This is a genomic window from Corallococcus macrosporus DSM 14697, from assembly GCF_002305895.1.
Classification (GTDB): Bacteria; Myxococcota; Myxococcia; order Myxococcales; family Myxococcaceae; genus Myxococcus; species Myxococcus macrosporus.
Window position 1 is genome coordinate 2,238,122 of sequence record NZ_CP022203.1, and the last position, 16,541, is coordinate 2,254,662.

The 16,541-nt window shown below is 68.0% G+C and carries 20 protein-coding genes; all 20 read right to left on the reverse strand.

The window, feature by feature from the left end; genetic code table 11:
- Window positions 1-53: 53 nt before the first annotated feature.
- Window positions 54-689, reverse strand: a complete 636-nt coding sequence (locus MYMAC_RS09465) for a hypothetical protein (RefSeq protein ID WP_095957851.1) — start codon at window positions 687-689, stop codon at window positions 54-56.
- 368 nt (window positions 690-1,057) lie between these two features.
- Window positions 1,058-1,420 carry a hypothetical protein gene (locus MYMAC_RS09470; protein ID WP_095957852.1) on the reverse strand — a complete coding sequence of 121 codons (363 nt, stop codon included), beginning with the start codon at window positions 1,418-1,420 and terminating at the stop codon, window positions 1,058-1,060.
- Between the two features lie 4 nt (window positions 1,421-1,424).
- Window positions 1,425-2,045 (reverse strand): DUF2924 domain-containing protein, encoded by a 621-nt coding sequence (locus tag MYMAC_RS09475; RefSeq protein ID WP_095957853.1) that lies wholly within the window; start codon window positions 2,043-2,045, stop codon window positions 1,425-1,427.
- 113 nt (window positions 2,046-2,158) lie between these two features.
- Window positions 2,159-2,383, reverse strand: a complete 225-nt coding sequence (locus tag MYMAC_RS09480) for a DUF6900 domain-containing protein (protein ID WP_095957854.1) — start codon at window positions 2,381-2,383, stop codon at window positions 2,159-2,161.
- A gap of 72 nt (window positions 2,384-2,455) precedes the next feature.
- Complete coding sequence (locus tag MYMAC_RS09485; RefSeq protein ID WP_095957855.1) at window positions 2,456-2,752, reverse strand: hypothetical protein; 297 nt, start codon at window positions 2,750-2,752, stop codon at window positions 2,456-2,458.
- A 144-nt stretch (window positions 2,753-2,896) separates the two neighbouring features.
- Window positions 2,897-3,334: a hypothetical protein gene (locus tag MYMAC_RS09490; RefSeq protein ID WP_095957856.1), complete on the reverse strand. Its 438-nt coding sequence runs from the start codon at window positions 3,332-3,334 to the stop codon at window positions 2,897-2,899.
- Window positions 3,335-3,345: 11 nt separating this feature from the next.
- On the reverse strand, window positions 3,346-5,256 hold the full coding sequence (locus tag MYMAC_RS09495; protein ID WP_095957857.1) for a hypothetical protein: 1,911 nt from the start codon (window positions 5,254-5,256) through the stop codon (window positions 3,346-3,348).
- A gap of 64 nt (window positions 5,257-5,320) precedes the next feature.
- The gene (locus tag MYMAC_RS09500; RefSeq protein ID WP_095957858.1) at window positions 5,321-6,658 is read right to left on the reverse strand and encodes a phage tail protein; all 1,338 of its coding nucleotides are present in this window, start codon (window positions 6,656-6,658) and stop codon (window positions 5,321-5,323) included.
- 10 nt (window positions 6,659-6,668) lie between these two features.
- Window positions 6,669-7,064 (reverse strand): hypothetical protein, encoded by a 396-nt coding sequence (locus tag MYMAC_RS09505; RefSeq protein ID WP_095957859.1) that lies wholly within the window; start codon window positions 7,062-7,064, stop codon window positions 6,669-6,671.
- A 4-nt stretch (window positions 7,065-7,068) separates the two neighbouring features.
- Window positions 7,069-7,764, reverse strand: coding sequence for a hypothetical protein (locus MYMAC_RS09510; RefSeq protein ID WP_095957860.1), 696 nt, complete (start codon window positions 7,762-7,764; stop codon window positions 7,069-7,071).
- Window positions 7,765-7,771: 7 nt separating this feature from the next.
- Entirely contained in the window at window positions 7,772-8,302 is a 531-nt protein-coding gene (locus MYMAC_RS09515) for a hypothetical protein (protein ID WP_095957861.1), read from the reverse strand.
- Between the two features lies 1 nt (window position 8,303).
- The gene (locus MYMAC_RS09520) at window positions 8,304-9,833 is read right to left on the reverse strand and encodes a baseplate J/gp47 family protein (protein WP_194863154.1); all 1,530 of its coding nucleotides are present in this window, start codon (window positions 9,831-9,833) and stop codon (window positions 8,304-8,306) included.
- A 77-nt stretch (window positions 9,834-9,910) separates the two neighbouring features.
- Window positions 9,911-11,272 carry an IS701 family transposase gene (locus MYMAC_RS09525; RefSeq protein WP_095957862.1) on the reverse strand — a complete coding sequence of 454 codons (1,362 nt, stop codon included), beginning with the start codon at window positions 11,270-11,272 and terminating at the stop codon, window positions 9,911-9,913.
- Between the two features lie 129 nt (window positions 11,273-11,401).
- Window positions 11,402-12,577 (reverse strand): hypothetical protein, encoded by a 1,176-nt coding sequence (locus MYMAC_RS36755; RefSeq protein ID WP_141619463.1) that lies wholly within the window; start codon window positions 12,575-12,577, stop codon window positions 11,402-11,404.
- A 160-nt stretch (window positions 12,578-12,737) separates the two neighbouring features.
- The gene (locus MYMAC_RS09530) at window positions 12,738-13,118 is read right to left on the reverse strand and encodes a GPW/gp25 family protein (protein WP_095957863.1); all 381 of its coding nucleotides are present in this window, start codon (window positions 13,116-13,118) and stop codon (window positions 12,738-12,740) included.
- Window positions 13,119-13,128: 10 nt separating this feature from the next.
- Window positions 13,129-13,803: a hypothetical protein gene (locus MYMAC_RS09535; protein WP_095957864.1), complete on the reverse strand. Its 675-nt coding sequence runs from the start codon at window positions 13,801-13,803 to the stop codon at window positions 13,129-13,131.
- Window positions 13,804-13,811: 8 nt separating this feature from the next.
- On the reverse strand, window positions 13,812-14,390 hold the full coding sequence (locus MYMAC_RS09540) for a phage baseplate assembly protein V (protein ID WP_095957865.1): 579 nt from the start codon (window positions 14,388-14,390) through the stop codon (window positions 13,812-13,814).
- Window positions 14,391-14,400: 10 nt separating this feature from the next.
- Window positions 14,401-15,684, reverse strand: a complete 1,284-nt coding sequence (locus tag MYMAC_RS09545; protein ID WP_095957866.1) for a phage late control D family protein — start codon at window positions 15,682-15,684, stop codon at window positions 14,401-14,403.
- Entirely contained in the window at window positions 15,681-16,022 is a 342-nt protein-coding gene (locus MYMAC_RS09550) for a LysM peptidoglycan-binding domain-containing protein (RefSeq protein WP_095957867.1), read from the reverse strand. Before MYMAC_RS09550 ends, MYMAC_RS09545 begins: the two co-directional genes overlap by 4 nt.
- Window positions 16,022-16,534 carry a CIS tube protein gene (locus MYMAC_RS09555; RefSeq protein ID WP_095957868.1) on the reverse strand — a complete coding sequence of 171 codons (513 nt, stop codon included), beginning with the start codon at window positions 16,532-16,534 and terminating at the stop codon, window positions 16,022-16,024. Before MYMAC_RS09555 ends, MYMAC_RS09550 begins: the two co-directional genes overlap by 1 nt.
- Window positions 16,535-16,541: the final 7 nt, after the last annotated feature.

The following is a 16,541-nucleotide window of genomic DNA, read 5'->3' on the forward strand; positions in this document are numbered from 1 at the left end:
TGTGGCGCGCGGCGAGCAGAGGGTGCGCCGGGCGCCTGGGGGCTGGAGGACGCCTACTCGTCTCTCGCTGGACCGTGCTCTGCGCGGTTCAGCTCCGTCGCGGCCTCCGCGAAGCTCTGGGTCGCGAGCGGGTGGACAGTGACGCGGTGGCTGTCCTCGGCCGCCAGCCGCTCCCGGAAGAGCGCGACCAGCGTTTCGTTCGGCTGGCAGTCGAGGCGCTTGGAGATTCGCTTGTCCACGCGAACCACGGCCGTCAGGTAGCCCGCGCGCGCGTCAACGCTCAGGTCGGTGTCGTGGGCAATCGTGCGGTAGAGGGAAAAGAGGTCATCAACGTCTCCGTCGGTGTGCGGCATGTGGGCTCCGGGGGCGGCGGGGTTTGACAGCGGAATGTGGACTCCGGGGGCGGCGGGGTTTGACAACGGAATGTGGACTCCGCGGGCTGCGGGGGTTGACAACGGATGAGTCGGCGCTGGGGTGGGGTTGGCCAGCGCGTGGTGCTTGGGTCTGGACGACTCGGCCTGGGACGGGGCGGGCGTTTCGTCCTCCCGCGCGGCTCGAAACTGGATGAGCTTGTTGATGATCTCGGCCTTCTTGCTCTCGCCCAGGTAGGGGAAGCTGAGTCCGCGGTCGATGACGTAGCGACGTAGCTGCTTGACGGTCATCGCTTCCAATTCGCTGCGTGTCTTCATGTTGTTCTCGTGAGATTGCGTTGAGCGAGGGCTTGGTGAAGAGAAACGGTGGCGGGGCAGACGGCCCCCATCGAAAGCGACTCAGATGCCACCCAATGCCTGTGCAGCCTCTTCTCTGTCGCGGTGGATGGTGCAGGTCCTCATGCCTTTCCGGGGGCGGTGTTCGCAGTTGCCGTACAGGCCGAAATTCCTCGCGAACGCGCTGCCGGTGCTGGGCTTCTTGACGACCGCCCAGCAGTGACGAGGGTTGGTTGGGCGTCGGACGGACTCTTGGGCTCTCAGCTTCTTCGTGAACTTTGCTTCTTCAGGTGTCATATCGACCGCGTTCCTTCCGGGCGGCAGGACGAGCTGCCACCCGCATGTCCGTGTCATCGGAGGGCGCAATGCAAAACTTGCAACCCTCGCTCTGCCTCGTCACGAGTTGGCCGAGGACCGCCGACTCCGAGTAACAGCAGGTAGACGCGGCCCCTGAGCCCGTCGTCGAACACCTCCGATTCGACGAGCCAGTGCTCCTGCTCCGGGGTGCGCAGCTCCACCTGTGCGGCAAGAAGGAGGAGGGCTGCGTTGCGCTGGCGTGCGGAGGTGCCCTGGGGGAAGGCGACTTCGACTTCGGGTTGCAACTCGGCGCCGCCTTCGGGGAGGGCCAGCTTCACTTCCACACGGGCGCCCGCGAGCGCCTTGCGGAGTGCCTCCGCCGCGAGGGCGTCGGTGCCCTGTTGCTTCGACGCCATGGCCTTACTCCTCAGCGGCATCGGCGGCGAAGTGCGCGGCGGCTTCGGTGGCGCCCATGGCCGTCAGCTCGCGATGCACCGCTCGGCGGAAGAAGCGAGCCCGGCTCGGGAGTCCCGCTTCGCGCCAGGCCTTGTCCAGGGCCGCGAGAGCCTCCGCGTCGTACGTGAGGGGGATGACGCGCTTGCCGTCTTCGCGCACCTTGGCCTCACGCTCCGGGCGGGGGCCCACCGGCACGCGTCCGGCCTCCGCCTCCCGAATCTTCCACTTGAGGTAGGAGGTGTCGCTGCTACCCGTCGGGCGCCCCACGACTTCGCTGTACTTCGCCTGCAACTCCGCTAGCGACATGTTTGCGAAGCGCCCGCGCCGAGGGGCAGGCTGCGTGCCTGCGGCTGGCGCGGGGGCTGGTGCGGCGGGCGCTGGAGGCGCGCTGGGGGCGGCGGCCGTCGCCCGGCGGGAGGGGCCGCGCCGCTTCTTCGCTGCGAGGGCCTCCTCGATGCGGCGGATGAGGTGCGTCTTGTTCGTGCTACGCGTCTCCTCACCCACCACTTCGAGGTATCGGGCGCGCAGCTCCGTCACGCTCATGGACTCCAGCTTCTTCGTCTTCGGTGCGGCGTTGCGAGGCATGGTGGTTGTTCCTTTCCGGGCCGTGGGTACACGTCTGCCATTCAGGTGGGCGGCCCGGCGGCCCTCCTGCGCGGCTGCCCCGCTGAACGGGGCGTGAGTGGTGAGGGGAGGCGCTACTTGCTGCGGGGGCTGCTGGCGGCGCTCAGGCCGGCCTGAAAGGCGGCTTCGAGGGCATCCTTCAGGCGCCACACCGACACATCGTGAAAGTCGAGGCGGTCGCTGTTGCGTGTCTTCAAGGTGTCGATGTTGAGCGTTTCGCGTGCGATGCGCTCGAGGGTTGCCTCGGGCGCCCGGGCAGGCTTCGCGGTGCTGGTCGAGCGTGGCTTGCGGGGTGTCATTGTTTCATCCCTTGGTGCGCCGTTGGGTGGCGCGCGTGAGGCATACACGCTCTGTTGCGCGCGTATGGCAAGTCATTGTGCGCTGGGATTGCGCAGGTGCGCGAAGCACTCCAAGTCGATGGCGCGCGGGTCGACATGCACGAAGGAGGTAGTGCCGTCCGGGCGAATGGGGGCCGCGTCGATGCGGTCCTCGGCCGTGACGCCCCCGAGGCGCGCCAGCTTCTCGTCCGTGTCCGCGTAGTAGTCGTCTGCGTCCGGGTCGGCGTCAGGGCGGGTGCCGCCGTGTAACACGGCGAAGATGCGGACCTTCTGTCCCTGGAGGCCGGGGATTTCGTTGCCGAGGTAGGTGGTGTCAGTGCCGATAACCATAGGTGTCTCCCTGGCGCGCAGTGGGGCGCGCGAAGACATACACGCTCTGCCTTCGAGACATAGCAAGCGGAGAGGAGAGGGGTTCGAGGGTGCATCGAGGCGTGACGGGCGTGGAGAGTCCTCTGTGTTGCTGGCAGTGTATGCCTATTGACTGGACTCCCCGGGGACGCGGGGCTGCTCGTCGGGTGGCACCTCAATTCGGAGGCCCTGCGGAAACCAGCGCTCGCGAGCCTCCTGAGAAAGGGGCCGCACCACCACCTTGCCGGCGCCGCCCCCCTTGGGCTTGAGCACCGTGTGCAGGCGCCCGCGTTGGACCAGCTCGGCATGGAGGTGGCCGACGAGGAGCCGGTGCAGGTGCCCGAAGCTGCCTGGTGCCGGATGCTCCGGCTCACCCTCGGGCGCGCGGATGAGAAACTCGGTGGAGCGGCAGGCGGGACAGGGAGGGAGCTGGACGAGGCCGTCGTCCACGTCCTCCCGGCGCGCGACGCCGACCTCCAGGGTGTCGAGGGAGAGGCGATTGCCGCTGCCGCACCGGGCACAGCGTTGAAGCACGTCGTCGGCGGTGACTTCGTGAATGGCCATGGGGAGCGTCCTCACGCGACAGCGGTGTACGAGCCGAACCAGTACGTGGCGCCCAGTGCGGGGATGGTTTGGTGGCAGTAGAAGGCGAAGCCGTCTCTGTCCGGCACCATGACGGTGGGGTTGCCGACGAAGCTGCCGCTGGTGGCGTAGGGCGTGAGGGTGATGGAGGAGGGCGCGGTGGGAAAGCGGCTGCGGAACGTCACCGAGCCGCCGCCGGCCAGGTTGTCGTGCGCGGCCGTGTCGCTGTTGCTGTACTGGAGGCCGAGCCGGCCCACCTCGCGCACGCTGCCCGCCACCTCGAAGGAAGTGTTGCTGGCGGTGCTACTCAGGGGGAGCCGCAACGTGCGCGTCCAAGAGGTGAAGGCGACGCCAGCGCTGGCGTCGTGGAGGAACTCCGCCTCGTTGCGCGAGAGGCGGAATCCGCCTGCAGCCGCCCCGGTGGTGTCCCGGGTCCAGGCACTGCCATTCCAGGCCGCGTTGAGGGTGAACCACACCGAGTCGTCGTCAGCGTAGAGACGCAGACGCGCGGCTGCGCCTCCCACGCCCAGGGCGTCGAGGAGGAGGACGCGGCCAGTGCCCAGCCTGGGCTGGAGAATGGCCTTGTGCTGGCCTGCCGCCGTCTCGTTGCTCCGGTAGTGTCCGCTGCTGAAGGCCGCGAGGATTTCAGCGAGGGCCGCTTCGACGGTAGCCGTCGTCAGCAGGTTGCCCGTGTCCGCAACAGAGATGGCAGTGGCTGCGTGGGCCCCTGCGCCTTGTGTGACGTGCCCGTTGAGGAAGCCCAGAAGCGCGGCCACCTGCTGCCGCAGGCTGCTGGCGGGGAGGGTGTGAGGCGTCCCGGCCAGTGCGTCTCCTCCGACACGAGACGCACCGGGGCTTCCGGCCGTCGTCTCGCCGAGGCGAGTGACGACCTCCTGCAACTGGGCCTGGACGCTGGTGCTGCTGACGTAGCCATGGGGCGAGGCGCCAATGGCGCTGGCGTGGTGGGCCCCCGTGGCTGCGCCTTGGTGGGCGTTGACGAAGCCCAGCAGCGAGGAGAGCTGTGCGTCCACGGTGCCCGCCGGCAGGAGGTTGGGCGTGCCGGGCACCGCGTCCGCGCCCACGCGGGAGGCGCCCGGTGTGCCAGCGGCGGCCGAGGAGAGCTTGTCGACGACTTCGTCCACGGCCTCCTGCACGGTGGTGGAGGTGATGAAGCCGTGGGGCGCGTAGTCCACGGCACTGGCCTCGTGCCTCCGGGTGGCGCCGGAGAAGTGGCCGGCCAACTCGGCGTCCACCGCGTCCAGCGTCGCCTGCACCGTGTCCGCGCTGGGGCTCAGGACGTCCCAGGTGCCGCTCTCCACGGCCACGGAGGTGCCCCGGGCGAAGATGAAGACCTGGCGGCGGGAGGTGTCCAAGTCCGCGGCGAGAATCTGCGTCTGCCCAGGGCGGCGCCGAACGTCACACAGCAGCAACTCGTCGGGCTGGAGGGCGGGCTTGGGCGCCTGGCCGACGGGGCCCTCCGGCGCCTGGCGCACCACCAGCTCGAAGGACTCGTCGCGGCGGAAGTACACCTGCTGGGAGTTGCCGTCCGTGCGCGGCTCCGACAGCAGGCGGGTGAAGCGCAGGAAGACGCCCAGCCACCGCTCGCTGCCGGAGGTGGAGACGTCGGTGGGGATGCCGGAGACGTCCACCGCGCAGTCCACCGTCTGGCCCGTGCCGAAGAAGATGCGCTGGCCGAGGTTGTCGTAGGCGCGAGCCGGGGCCGTCAGGTCGACGGAGAGGTTGGGCACGGGGGAATGCGGCGCGGGCACGGCCCCGGAGATGACGCCGTGGATGCCCAAGTCCGAGGCGAGGCTTCTGTCCGCCTGCTCCAACTGGGCGAAGGCCAGGTCCAGCTCGGCCTCGCTGACACGTTGCCTGAAGAAAAAATCCAGCCGGTTGCTCATGCCTGTGCCCTCCAGAGGAAGGCAAAGGCAGGGCGCGCGAAATCGGGGACATGCTAGGCGGACGTCAGTGCAGTGTCGTCGTCTCGCCCAGCTCGCTGAGTCCCAGCTCCCAGTGCTCGGGGAGAATGGGGGGCAGGGGCTCCACCAAGTCGATGAAGTGGGTGTGGGCGGGCTTGAGGTACTCGACGAGGGTGCGCAGGCGCTGGCGCTCCGCAGGCGAGAGGAGGCGCTCCACCTCGACGTTGAAGGCGTAGCGGGCGAAGCGCTCCGAGGGGCCCAGCACCCAGTCCACGCCCAGCTCGGACTCACCCAGCACGAGGGTGTCGGAGGCGAACGGGGAAATGGCCCGCACCTCGATGCCAAGGAAGAAGCGGATGGCGTTGCGCAGGCCCAGCGCGGTGCCCTTCTGCTGGTACATGTCCACGAGGATGGCGGCCAGGCGGCGCCGGGCGAGGACGTCCAGCTCGAAGGCGAAGGGGTTGCCCAAGTCCTGGAGGATGGCGTCCAGGAAGTCCTCCGGCGCGCGCTCCAAGTCGAAGACGTCGGGGAAGGCGTCCAAGTCAGCCAGGAGCAAGTCCGTCACCTCCTGGAGACAGGAGATGAAGCGGCGCAGGTCGCCCGTCACGTCGTCGCGGCGGTTGTGGCCCGGCAGCATGTTCCAGAGCTGGAAGCTCCGGGAGGGTGGCCGGGCTGGACGGAAGCCCGCGAAGGTGGCGCGGTGGTAGGGGGCGAGCACCGGGTTGCCGTGTGCGTCCGTCACGCCCTCCACGAGGACCTCGTACCCCACGTCCGGCGTCAGCTCCGTGTCGAGGACGAGGTGGACGAGGGGGCCGTCGGCCGCGGCCTCGAGGGAGGCCACCGGGACTGCGGGGGCGCCACGAGGCGTGAAGGTGAAGCGCGCCGAGGGAGGCACCCGCACGTCCTCGTCGAAGGCGAGGCGCACGGACTTCGGCGCCAGGGCCTGGGCGCCCACGAGCCGGGGCGCAGTGCGGTCCTCCACGGTGAAGGTGTACGTCTCGTCGAGGAGGTGCGCGCCGCCGGCCGTGGCCGAGGCGACGTGGACGGAGACGGTGGCCTGGCTGGCCAGCGGCACCGCCGGGTGGAGCACCACGCGCAGGGTGTCCGCTGTCTGCGTCACCTCCGCCAGGGGCCCCGTGAAGGCGGGTTGCACCTCGACGCTGGCCCCGCCCTCGAAGGCGAGGACTCCACCCACCCAGACGCGCGTGGCCGCCCGGGCAATGCCGTCCGCGCCGACGTCCACCACCTCCAGCTCCAGCGCGGCATCGACGGGGACGTCCTCCTCCTCGGGGCCCGGAGCGCGGTTGAGGAGGAGGGGGCGGCGCGTCTCGGCGAAGAGGGAGACGGTGTCGACGTAGAGGGCGGGCAGCTCAACCGTGGCCATGGGGGCTTCCTCACGAGGAGACGAGCTCCAAGCGGACGCCCACCGTGTGGACGCCGGAGAGCTTCGAGACGTTGGCGGCCATGTCTGCGACGAGGCGCTCGCGGCTAGAGCGCCCGAGGCAGCGGGCGTACTTCACCCCATCGACGACGAGGGACGCTTCCCAGGCCAGGCCCGCCGGGGCGCCTGGCGGCACACGGAGGCGCAAAGCGGTGCGGACCAGGTCCACGCCGGTGACGTCCACTGCTTGCGTCACCTCGGCAAAGTCCCCGGGGGCCAGCTCGAAGCGGCGCCCAGGCTCCTCGTCTCCGAGGACGAAGAGGTACTCGCCCGAGGCAGGCGTGGCCCGCTGGGGCCGAATGCGGCCCTGCCCCAGGCCCAGGCGACTGGTGAATGCGGTGAGGGCCATTGCTTCACACCTGACGGGACAGCTCGAGCGAGTCGAAGTAGGCCCGGCGGGTGACGTCCCGCACCGCGAAGCCGAAGCCGCCCCGGCCCGAGGTGAGGGGCTGGCTGCCGGAGTTGATGCCGAGGGCATCGTCAACGAAGTCGGCCATGCCTGGCACGGGCTGCCAGTCGGGAGGCGAGCCCAGCGGGTGCGCGGCCAAATCATTGTGGAAGGCCTTGAGGACGACATCGCCGTTGGCGTTGACGACGACGTCCAGCCGCAGGTGCAGCCAAGTGCCCTGGGTGAAGCTGGCCGAGGACTTCAGGAGGACACCGGGCCCGTCCGCGTCGGGAAGCCCCGTGGCCACCGCACCCTTGCGTAGCACCACGCGGTGCGGCTCGTCGTCGGAGAGGCCCAGGAGGTAGGCGGAGTCATTGACGGAGGTGCCCTGGCCGCAGAGGAAGAGGAAGGGGGAGAAGCCGGTGGAGCCGCCGCCGGGCCCGCGCTGAAGGCAGCCGCGGATGCTGCCTCCCTTGGCCATGGGGGCGAAGTCAGGGAGGTTGGCGAAGAGACCCACTGCGCCCTGCGCGGCGGAGAGGGAGTTGAAGGCGAAGAGGAAGTTGCCGCCGCCCGGGGGACGGGCAATGCCCGCCGTCACGCCCCTGTCCACGGTGGCGATGTCCAGTCCGCCGTTGAGGTAAGTCCAGTCTGCGAGTGCCATGGTGTCCTCACTGCGTGGTGGCCACAGGCCAGCCAGTGTCGAAGTCCTCGACGGGCTGCGTGGTGTTGAAGAGGGCCCCGCGCGCCGTCACGTCCTCCCAGCGCCAGGCGTAGGCCTCGTTGGTGTGCCAGCGCTGTTCGAAGTCCTCCCGCGGCAAGTCGCTGAAGAGGCCCGCCAAGGAGGTGATGTCCGCCCAACTCGTGAGGAAGGGCCCCTGTCCCCACGTCTCGGCGGCCTGCCCCTCGAAGAGGTGCGGGACGAGCTGAGCGGTCGGCAGCTCGAAGAGGAAGCCGTCGTTGTCCCAACCTCGGGAGAAGGCCTCGAAGCCCTCGCGCTGCCCGGAGAAGAAGGCGAGGGCCACAGAGACGTCGGAGAGGGAGGTGCGCCACGTGTGCCACCGCTCGAAGTCCTCGCAGGCCTCCTCCGGCACACCGAAGCCCGCCAGGGCTTCAAAGCGCGTCACCGCCGTCAGCGTCCAGTGTGCAGCCTCGCCGGGCCGTGCGCCCGCGTCCTCGAAGCTGGGGTTGAGGAGGGCCATGTCAGAGGAGCCCTCCGGTGTCCCCGTCCTGCAGGGTGACGCTGCCCAGCACCGGCAGCTCCCGCACCGTCAGCTTCACGTCCGCGGGCAGGCCGTTGAGTGTCAGGTCCATTCGCGCGTCGCCCAGCTTCCGGACGCCGGACACGTCGCGGATGACGTTGAAGACGTCGGACCAGGCCACCTCGCCGGCCGGGAAGCCCTGGGCGTCCTTGAGGTTGAAGCCGAAGTCGATGCGCGGGTTGGGCGTGCCGTCCGGCTCGCTGATGCGGAAGTGGGCAGTGAGCGCCTGGCGGACACGTGCGGCGACGTCCTGGGCCGAAGCGCCCTGGCGCAGGAAGAGGCGGGCGGAGATGTCCACGCGCCGGTACACCGGCTCCTGGACGCTCACCTGGAAGGTGAGGGTGCAGGGGTAGACTTCCGTCACCTGGCGCAGCACCTGGGCCTTGAGCGCGGGCGTGGGCACCCCGCCGCCCTGGGGCACCACGTAGAGGATGCCGGCATTCTCCCCAATGGTGGCGTCCTCGTTGGACGTCAGCATGAGGGCGCGGGCCACACCGGGCAGGCGCCGGGCGTTGATTTCGAAGTCCTCGCGGGAGACGGTGCGCGTCAGGGCCCGGAGGCTCTCGGGGACGAGCAGCTTCGCGGAGGCCACCGTCTGCCTGTCCGCGCCACCCGAGGCGGGGGCGGGGTTGTGGACGGATACCTGCACCGCGTGGCCGTGGGCGTCCCGGAAGCTGCCCTCCACGACGACGAGGCGTCCCGCGTCCACGTTGCCGGCCGCGCCGCCCCCCGTCTTGTACACCACTGCCACGGTGCCAGCGGGTGGCAGGCCGTTGGTGCCGGTGCCGAAGCGGACGGTGGCCCTGTCCCCCTGGTCGACGCTGACGAGGAAGTGGGCGTCGGAAGCGCGAGAGTTGAGGAAGGTGTCCACCTCGGTGAAGGCGCCCTGGGGGGTGGACACGCGGGCGGAGCCGTCGAGGTAGGGCGCGAAGTCCAGGTGCGCCTCGAAGTCGGCGAGGCCGCGGGCGTCGAAGAGCTGGGTGTGCGTCTTCGAGTGCTCCACCACCGCGACGAAGCGCGGCGGGTTGGCGCCGGCCGGAATGGTGACGGACGAGAGGAACTGGAAGCGGACGGCCTCCGTCACCTCCTGCGTGCGGACGATGGTGCCGGCGGGGAAGGTGACGGGGGCGGCGGGAGGCTGGGCTAGGCGCAGCTCTACCTCGGCCGTGGCCGCCTGCGCGCCGTGAAGCCGGTAGCCCAGCATGCGCGCCAGGGCGATGACGTTGCGGCGCTGGGTCGCAGTGGAGAGTCGCGACTCACGGGCGAGGTTGTCCTGGTAGAATCCGAGGACGTCGCCGATGAAGGCGTACATCTCCAGCAGGACATTACCGAAGCTGGCGACGTCGAAGTCGCTCCAGTCGGGGAAGACGCTCTTCACAAGCGCGACGAGGCGCGCGCGCAGGGCGTCGAAGTCGCGGTGGGTGTAGTCGGTGGACGCGGAGAGAAGTGGCACGTCGGCGAAGGCCTCCACCGGGAGACAAAGGCCTGCGGCTCACTTCTTAGGGGACAGGTGACTTCTTTTGGTTCCCCCGAGCTGGGCATTTAGTACTACCCGGTCACATGCGTGACGGCCCCCGAGGAGGTGCACGGGCGTTGATGTGACGCAGGCACAGTGGGCAGTGGCCGATGCGGCGCAGCAGCAGGTGCTGAAGGCGGCGGCGCACCTCGGGCAGTGTCCAGCGTGTTCTCCTCCGGGGGGAAAAGCGCCCGGCGGAGCGCGAGGAATCCGTGGGCTACCATGCAGAGGGTGGCATGGTGGTGGAAGCCTCGCCACCCTCGCCCCTCGAAGTGGTCAAGCCCCACCTCGCCTTTGAGTTCCTGGTAGTCGCGCTCCACTCTCCAGCGCAGCTTGGACAAGCGCACCAACTCCGTAAGCGACGTGTTCGCGGGCAGCGAGCAGAGCGAGTACTTCGTTGGAGCCTTCTCCTCCTGGGGCCACTCGATGAGCAGCCATACCTCTTCACTCGGCGCAGCTCGCTGGACGTGCCGCTCCGCCGTCCGCACGCGCACGGCGGCGAACCGGGAGGACTGCTCGCCCCGACTGCCCTCGCGCCAAGAGACTGTCTGGAATTCCTCCTTCGGAAGCTGAAGCGCCAACTCCTCGATGGCCCAGGGCTGCACGCCCGCGGCCACGTAGCGCGTGCGCGTGCGCCCGTTCTGCCCCGGCTCCCTCTCGGGCTTGCGCGGCTTGGCGCCGGGCGGCCACACCTTGCGCGTGCCCTGCACACCCATGAGGTAGTGCAGGCCGCGCTCTCGCACGCCGTCGCGGAACTCCCGTGCATCGCCATACCCGGCATCGGCCAGCACGAGGTGCCGGCGTACGCCCCACGCCAAGGCGTCATCCAATTGGCGCAGCGCTATCTGCCACTTCTTCTGAAACTTCACTCCAGCCGGGACGCCCGCGGCCTTGCAGCGCTTCCTGCTGCGCGTCCACTCCTCAGGCAGGTACAACTGTATGGCGATGCAGCCGCTGCCCTTCTCTCCAGCAACATGCAGGCTGACGGCCACCTGGCAGTTCTCCGTCCGCCCCAGGGTGCCCGAGTACTGGCGCGCCACACCCACCGAATGCACGCCCTTCTTCGGCAAGCCCGTGTCGTCAATGACGAGGGCCTCCAAGCCCGGTAGCTCGCGCTCAAGCTTCCGCGCCAGACGTCGTCGCATTTCGGAGTCCTCCCAAGCCGCGCCGGACACGCACTGCTGAAGCCGCTGGCGCATGGCTTCTGTCTGCTCGGGGGCTGCGACGAGCCGGGCCGCCATGGGCTCGATGCTCTTGCGTTCTCCGTCGAGCAGCAGCCCAGTGAGGTAGCCGCCGAGGGCGCGACGTCTCTCGGTCCGGCCCATTCCCTCCGTCATCGAGTCCAGGAACTCGCTCAGCTCCCAGTCAAGCTTGTGTAACTGGGTGGGCGTCATGCTCCGTCAACACGGGGCGTCCGCACCCGATTCATCTGACCGGGTAGTGTTAGGTTTCTATGGGAGGCTCGCCGAGAAGCGTATCTTATGCTTGGCCTGGGGCGGCGACTGGTGCGGCTGGCTCGAATGCTAGGGCCGTAGAATCACAGAGTCGTCGATTTGATTTCCGTTCGCATCAAAGAGGAAGCTGTACTTGCCCTCGCGGATTGATGCTGAGATTCGTTCACGGCCTGGGTGCGTCTGTATGACGTTTGAGAGGGCGGCAAACAGAAACTCTCCGAACGGTGTTGCTGGTGGATCGTTGAGTTGTACTTCTGATGGGTGGCTGCCTTTTATTGTGTGGCAGGTCTTGTTGAAGGTGGAGTGGAATAGTGGTCGCTCTTTAAGGTTGGCTGAGATGAATGAGATGTGCGCGAAGATTTCGCGCAATTGGGCGGGCGAGAGCGGTGCGCGAATTCTCTCGAGCTCATTCATAAATAGGCTCAGGGCGCCACAACTGTCATCGAACACGGCGATGAGGCAAAAGTCGTTGATGCGAAGGAGGAGCGATTTTGAGGCGTAGAGATCTGCGAAGTCGAATGGTTGAATGATTCCGCTTACCTGCTTTGCCGGGAGGAACAGCAATGACCCAAACGCCGACTCATCCAAGATTGACTTCGTGTGAAATGAGCGTGCGACTGCGTGGATGTGGTGAAGATCGGCATGACCGTATGCGTCCGCAATTCTACGAAGGTCGCCAGAGCGGCGATCTCTAGTCTGGTATAGGGTATTGTCCTTTAGGTGGGTCTTGAGGAAGATGAGTGAGAGCCAACGGAAGAACAGGGCGGTGCCGTTTTGTTTGATGAATTGACCGACGCGCTCGAGCCCGCCTTCGCAGAGTTCTTGGATGGGATTTTCAAAAGTTTGGCCCATTTGCGAGTTGCAGCTTGCGCAGCATGGGAGGGTGTATTGTCCATATGTGAGTTTTGTGTTGTTGGGGAGGGTGATTGTGCTCCGGAATAGATCGAACTTTCGCAGTAGCCATCGCGGAAGGATGTGCTCGTCGTTGAATGCTTGGCCTGAGTTTCGGCTGGTGCCGCAAATGAAACAGGCATCTCCTCGTACGATGTCGCGCTCAAAACGCTCTGTGCTGAATAGTAACGTCTGGCCGTCCGTTGTTTCGATGGATCCATCTGGTCTTTGAATTATCAGGTTGTTCATTGTGGCGTAGGGGTAGGGATGTGGGTTTGTGTGCTGGCTGTCTTGCGTTCGGGCGGGTGGATGTTGCCTTGTTTCGCCTCCCTCCAGGCTGGAAGTGCCACGCATGTAGGCTACACTCTGTGGTCCCTTCTCGCCTAGCTTGAGTGGCAGAGCTTGACGCTGGAGTTCAGTTTGAGAGCTCTTTCTCGCGACCGAACTTTCGACTCTGGATGAAGTGTGTCGTGAAATTCCCGATGCGAAAGAAGGTTGTGGCTCGAAGTGGTTCTTATTCTTCGAGATGTACGTCCAATGCCGTCGTCGCGCTGTGCTCGCGCACTCGAATACGAAGCATCAGAGTGGCTGCCTCCTGAACGATGCGGACCTGCTCGAGATGGACGCCAGGCAGCCAGCGCGCGAGGGCGTCACGGATGTACACGCGCGCCAGCTCCGCCAACACCGTGTCGTTGCGCTGGTGGCGCAGCCGCGAGAGGCCCGCGCCGAAGCTGGTGCGCCAGGGCAGCTCGCCAGTGGAGTGAGGCGTGGCGCCCTCCGTCAGCAGCACCTGCCGCACCTTCGAGGCGAGTAGTTCGGCCCCGCTGCCCACGGCGAAGTCCCGCTTCTTGTCTCTGCGGAAGGGGATGAGGAGATTCCGAGGTTGCTGGCTCAAGGTGTCCTCTTCACGGAATGGGGATGGCCGCGCGCACCTGCTGCAGCGTGCGGACGATGGCGTCGAGGGGGGCAATGGCTTCTTCCAACGGGCTCCCCTCAAGGCTGGAGAAGTTCGGCACCTGGGGCCCACCCACAAGCCCCAGGAAGACGTTGAGCAGGGCCATGAGCTGGGAGAGGGCAGCGAGGGCCTTGCCGATGTTGACGGCCTCTTGCGCGGCGTTGGCCTCCGCACAGCCGGCCACCGCCAGGAGTCCCGCGTCTCCAAGCTGGGCGGCGCGTTGCCGGGCCCGCGCCACACTCGACAGGCGCAGCTGCAGGTGGACGAGCTGGTTTCGCGCTTGGCCCAGCTCGCCCAGGACGATGTCGATGACGCCCACCACCGTGTACGGCACCGAGAGCTGGGGGACGAGGCGGAGCAGCTTGGACACCTTCTCCGCCACATTCGGCAGGGCCGCGGCGATGGCTGTCGGGTCCGGCGGAGGCCCCAGCGCGTCAGGTATTGCCTTCACGACTTCGACGAGGGCCAGCACCGCGCCGATGATGTCGAAGATTGGCGTGAGCGGCGCGAGCGCCGGCTGGACGGCCTGCAGGAGCTGGTGGTGCTGCAAGGTGGCTCCGCCGGGCAGGGTGAGCGTGGGCGCCTCGGGCAACGGCGGGATGTGGATGCAGATGGGTAGTGCCATGGGCTTCCTCAAATCGGGTCGGCGATGGGGCGCACCACGCGCCCGGCGATGGTGACTTGAGCGGCTTCGAGGGAGATGGCGCCCACCGCACGCAGGGTGAGGGCGGTGGTGGCCTCCAGGGTGACGGTGTTCTCCTCCGCGTCGAAGGTGAGGCAGTCACCCGTCTTCCGGTTGGTGAGCTTCAGCTTGCGGTGGCCCACGGACTCGTCCAACTCGACGCGGAAGGTGGGCGTGGCGAGGACGCGGTTGTCGGGCGGAGACACCTGGGCTTCTTCGGGCACCTCGCTCTGTCCGCCCGGCTTCCCCCAGTGCGCGCTGAGGTAGTAGGGCGCGTCGACGTCGCCCTGGTTGAAGAAGACAGCCACCTCTGCGCCGACGTGTGGCACCGCGAAGAAGCCCGTGTCCTTGGCGCCCCCGCCGGAGGTGCCCAGGGGCCAGGCCCAGGCGGACTCGGGCTCGAGGACACCGGGGATGCACACGCGGACGCGGCCGAGCTGCGCCTCGTCGTCGCGGCTAGTGACGTAGCCCACGTACATGCCGAGCAGGCGCGTGTCGTGGGCGAGGATGTCGTCGTCGAAGGTGCTCATGGTGGGCTCGCTACCTGGGGAGACTCATTCCGGCTTCAGGGTCCTCGACACCGATGGGCTGCCCGTCGCGGCGGTACTCGATGTACCGGGTGCCGGTGTCCCTCTCGAAGGCCTCGACTTCCTTCAGCGCCCCAGTCGCCTCGGGTGCGCTGGTGTTGGGCTGTCCGCCCTGGGGCTGGCCTTGCTTCTCGGGAGTGGCTTGCTGCCGGCGGCCGGTGCCGTCGCGCGACAGCTTCAAGGCCGTGGTGTAGCCAGACGCGGAGAGGACGTGCTTCGCCTCGGTGACGTAATACTTCCCGGACAGGAAGCTGGAGATGCCGCGCACCTCCACGACGGACTTCGCGCGCAGGGCGGGGTTGCCCACCACCTGGAGGGACAGCTTCACGGTGCCGGCTTCCGCGCGTCGGAAGCGGGCCTCGGACTCGCGCTGGGCTTGGGCAGGTGTCGACGCCGAGGTGGGCTGGACGCTGGTGGTGCTGTTGCGAAGCTGCAGCGACGTGGTGCCCGTGCGCTTGTCCACCACCTCGAGGTAGTCCGCGAGCGTGGTGCGCTCCACGGTGGCACTGCTCGCCTGGGCGTCGATGGTTGCCTTGGCCATGGCGTCACGGCCACGGACGCCCACCTGGCCCACTCGGCGGCCCAGCTCCGACTCGACGTTGACGGAGAGGATGTCGCCCCGGCCCGCGTCCGCGTACCACCACAGCACCTGTGTGGGCGCGGCGGCCTGGTTGCGCGAGCCAAAGGTGAGGCCCCTGTCGTCGACGTGGAACTCGAACTCCTCCCGCGCGGCCAAGCGGCGGAGGAACCTCGCATCCGTCTCCCCGGCCTGGTGGATGGTGTCGAAGGGCTCTCCTGTGTCCTCGACGTGGACGGAGTCCTCCTCGTAGCCGTACTCGGCGGCCACCTCGCGCACCACCTGGGCGCGCGTCTTGCCCTTCCAGGTGCGCGTCTTCGCCTCGCGGTGCATGAGGGCGGAGAGCGCCTGGCCCTCGACGGTGAGCACCTGAAAGCCCTTCAGCTTCTTCACCACCACTCGCCGCGGAGGTGCCATGAGGCCCGGGTAGCCCCAGGACACCTCCAGCACCGCGCCGCCCACCAGCTCGGCCCTGTCGAAGAGCGCCAGGTCAAAGTTGTCCAACTGGAGGGACAGCTTGTCGGCCTTCGTCGCGGAGTCCTCGAAGGTGAGGCCGAGGACACGGCCCTCCAGGGAGAGGGGCTCACCGCTGCGGGCCTTCTCGTGTGCCAGCAGCGTGAGGCGCACGCCAGGCGCGCTCCTGTCGAGGGGCCGCGTCATTCGCTGGCCCTCCGCCGCTGCTCGCTGAGGATGACGTCGGTGAGGACGCGCAGCGAGGGGATGTAGACGCGTCGCCCGGCCTCCAGCTCCAGCGTCGCGTCGATGATGGGCTCCGGCTGGAAGTCGGCGATGGCCCACCAGAAGCCGCAGGCGCGCGGGAGGGGCGCGAAGTAGCGGCCGGCGAGGCCCCAGAGGGAGTCGCCCTGCGCCACGAGGTGGACGCGCGTGTCCGCGTGCGGCTGGAAGCCGTAGGGGACTCTCTCGGTGAGGAAGAGGCGGCCGACCTCGTCCCGGAGGCCGAGGGAGAAGGAGTAGCGGCTGCCGGCGTGAGGGGCCACTACGGCACCTCCTGACGGAGCTGCTCAGAGGTGACGCGGGTGTCCAGCACCTCCTCGAAGGTGACGGTGGCGGTGTAGACGAGGACGCGTCCGTCGACGGCGAGCTGGCGGTACTGGAACTCCACGCTGGCGACGACGCACTCCACGGTGAGGATGCCGGGCCAGAGGACGAGGACACGCGGCGGTGCTGTCGCCAGCACACCCTCGGTGCCCGCCGGGGGCACGGTGAGCGCCCGCAGGAAGCCGCGGAACGCCATGATGTTGGACGTGTCGGCCTGCTGCGTGGCGAAGAATGTGTCCAGGTAGAACTCCACGCCCGCCAACTGCCGGTTGGAAGTGCCCTGAAACTGGAGCACCTGGTGGGAGAGGCCCGGCACCGCCAGGCGATTCCAATTCACCTGGAGCTTCTCGGTGAGCTGGGTGGGGTTGAAGAGGCACTCCATGGCCTCGCCGGTGAGGACATTCACCAACACGCAGCGGGGAGGACGGGCGAGGCCGGCAGCGATGGGCACGTGGGGC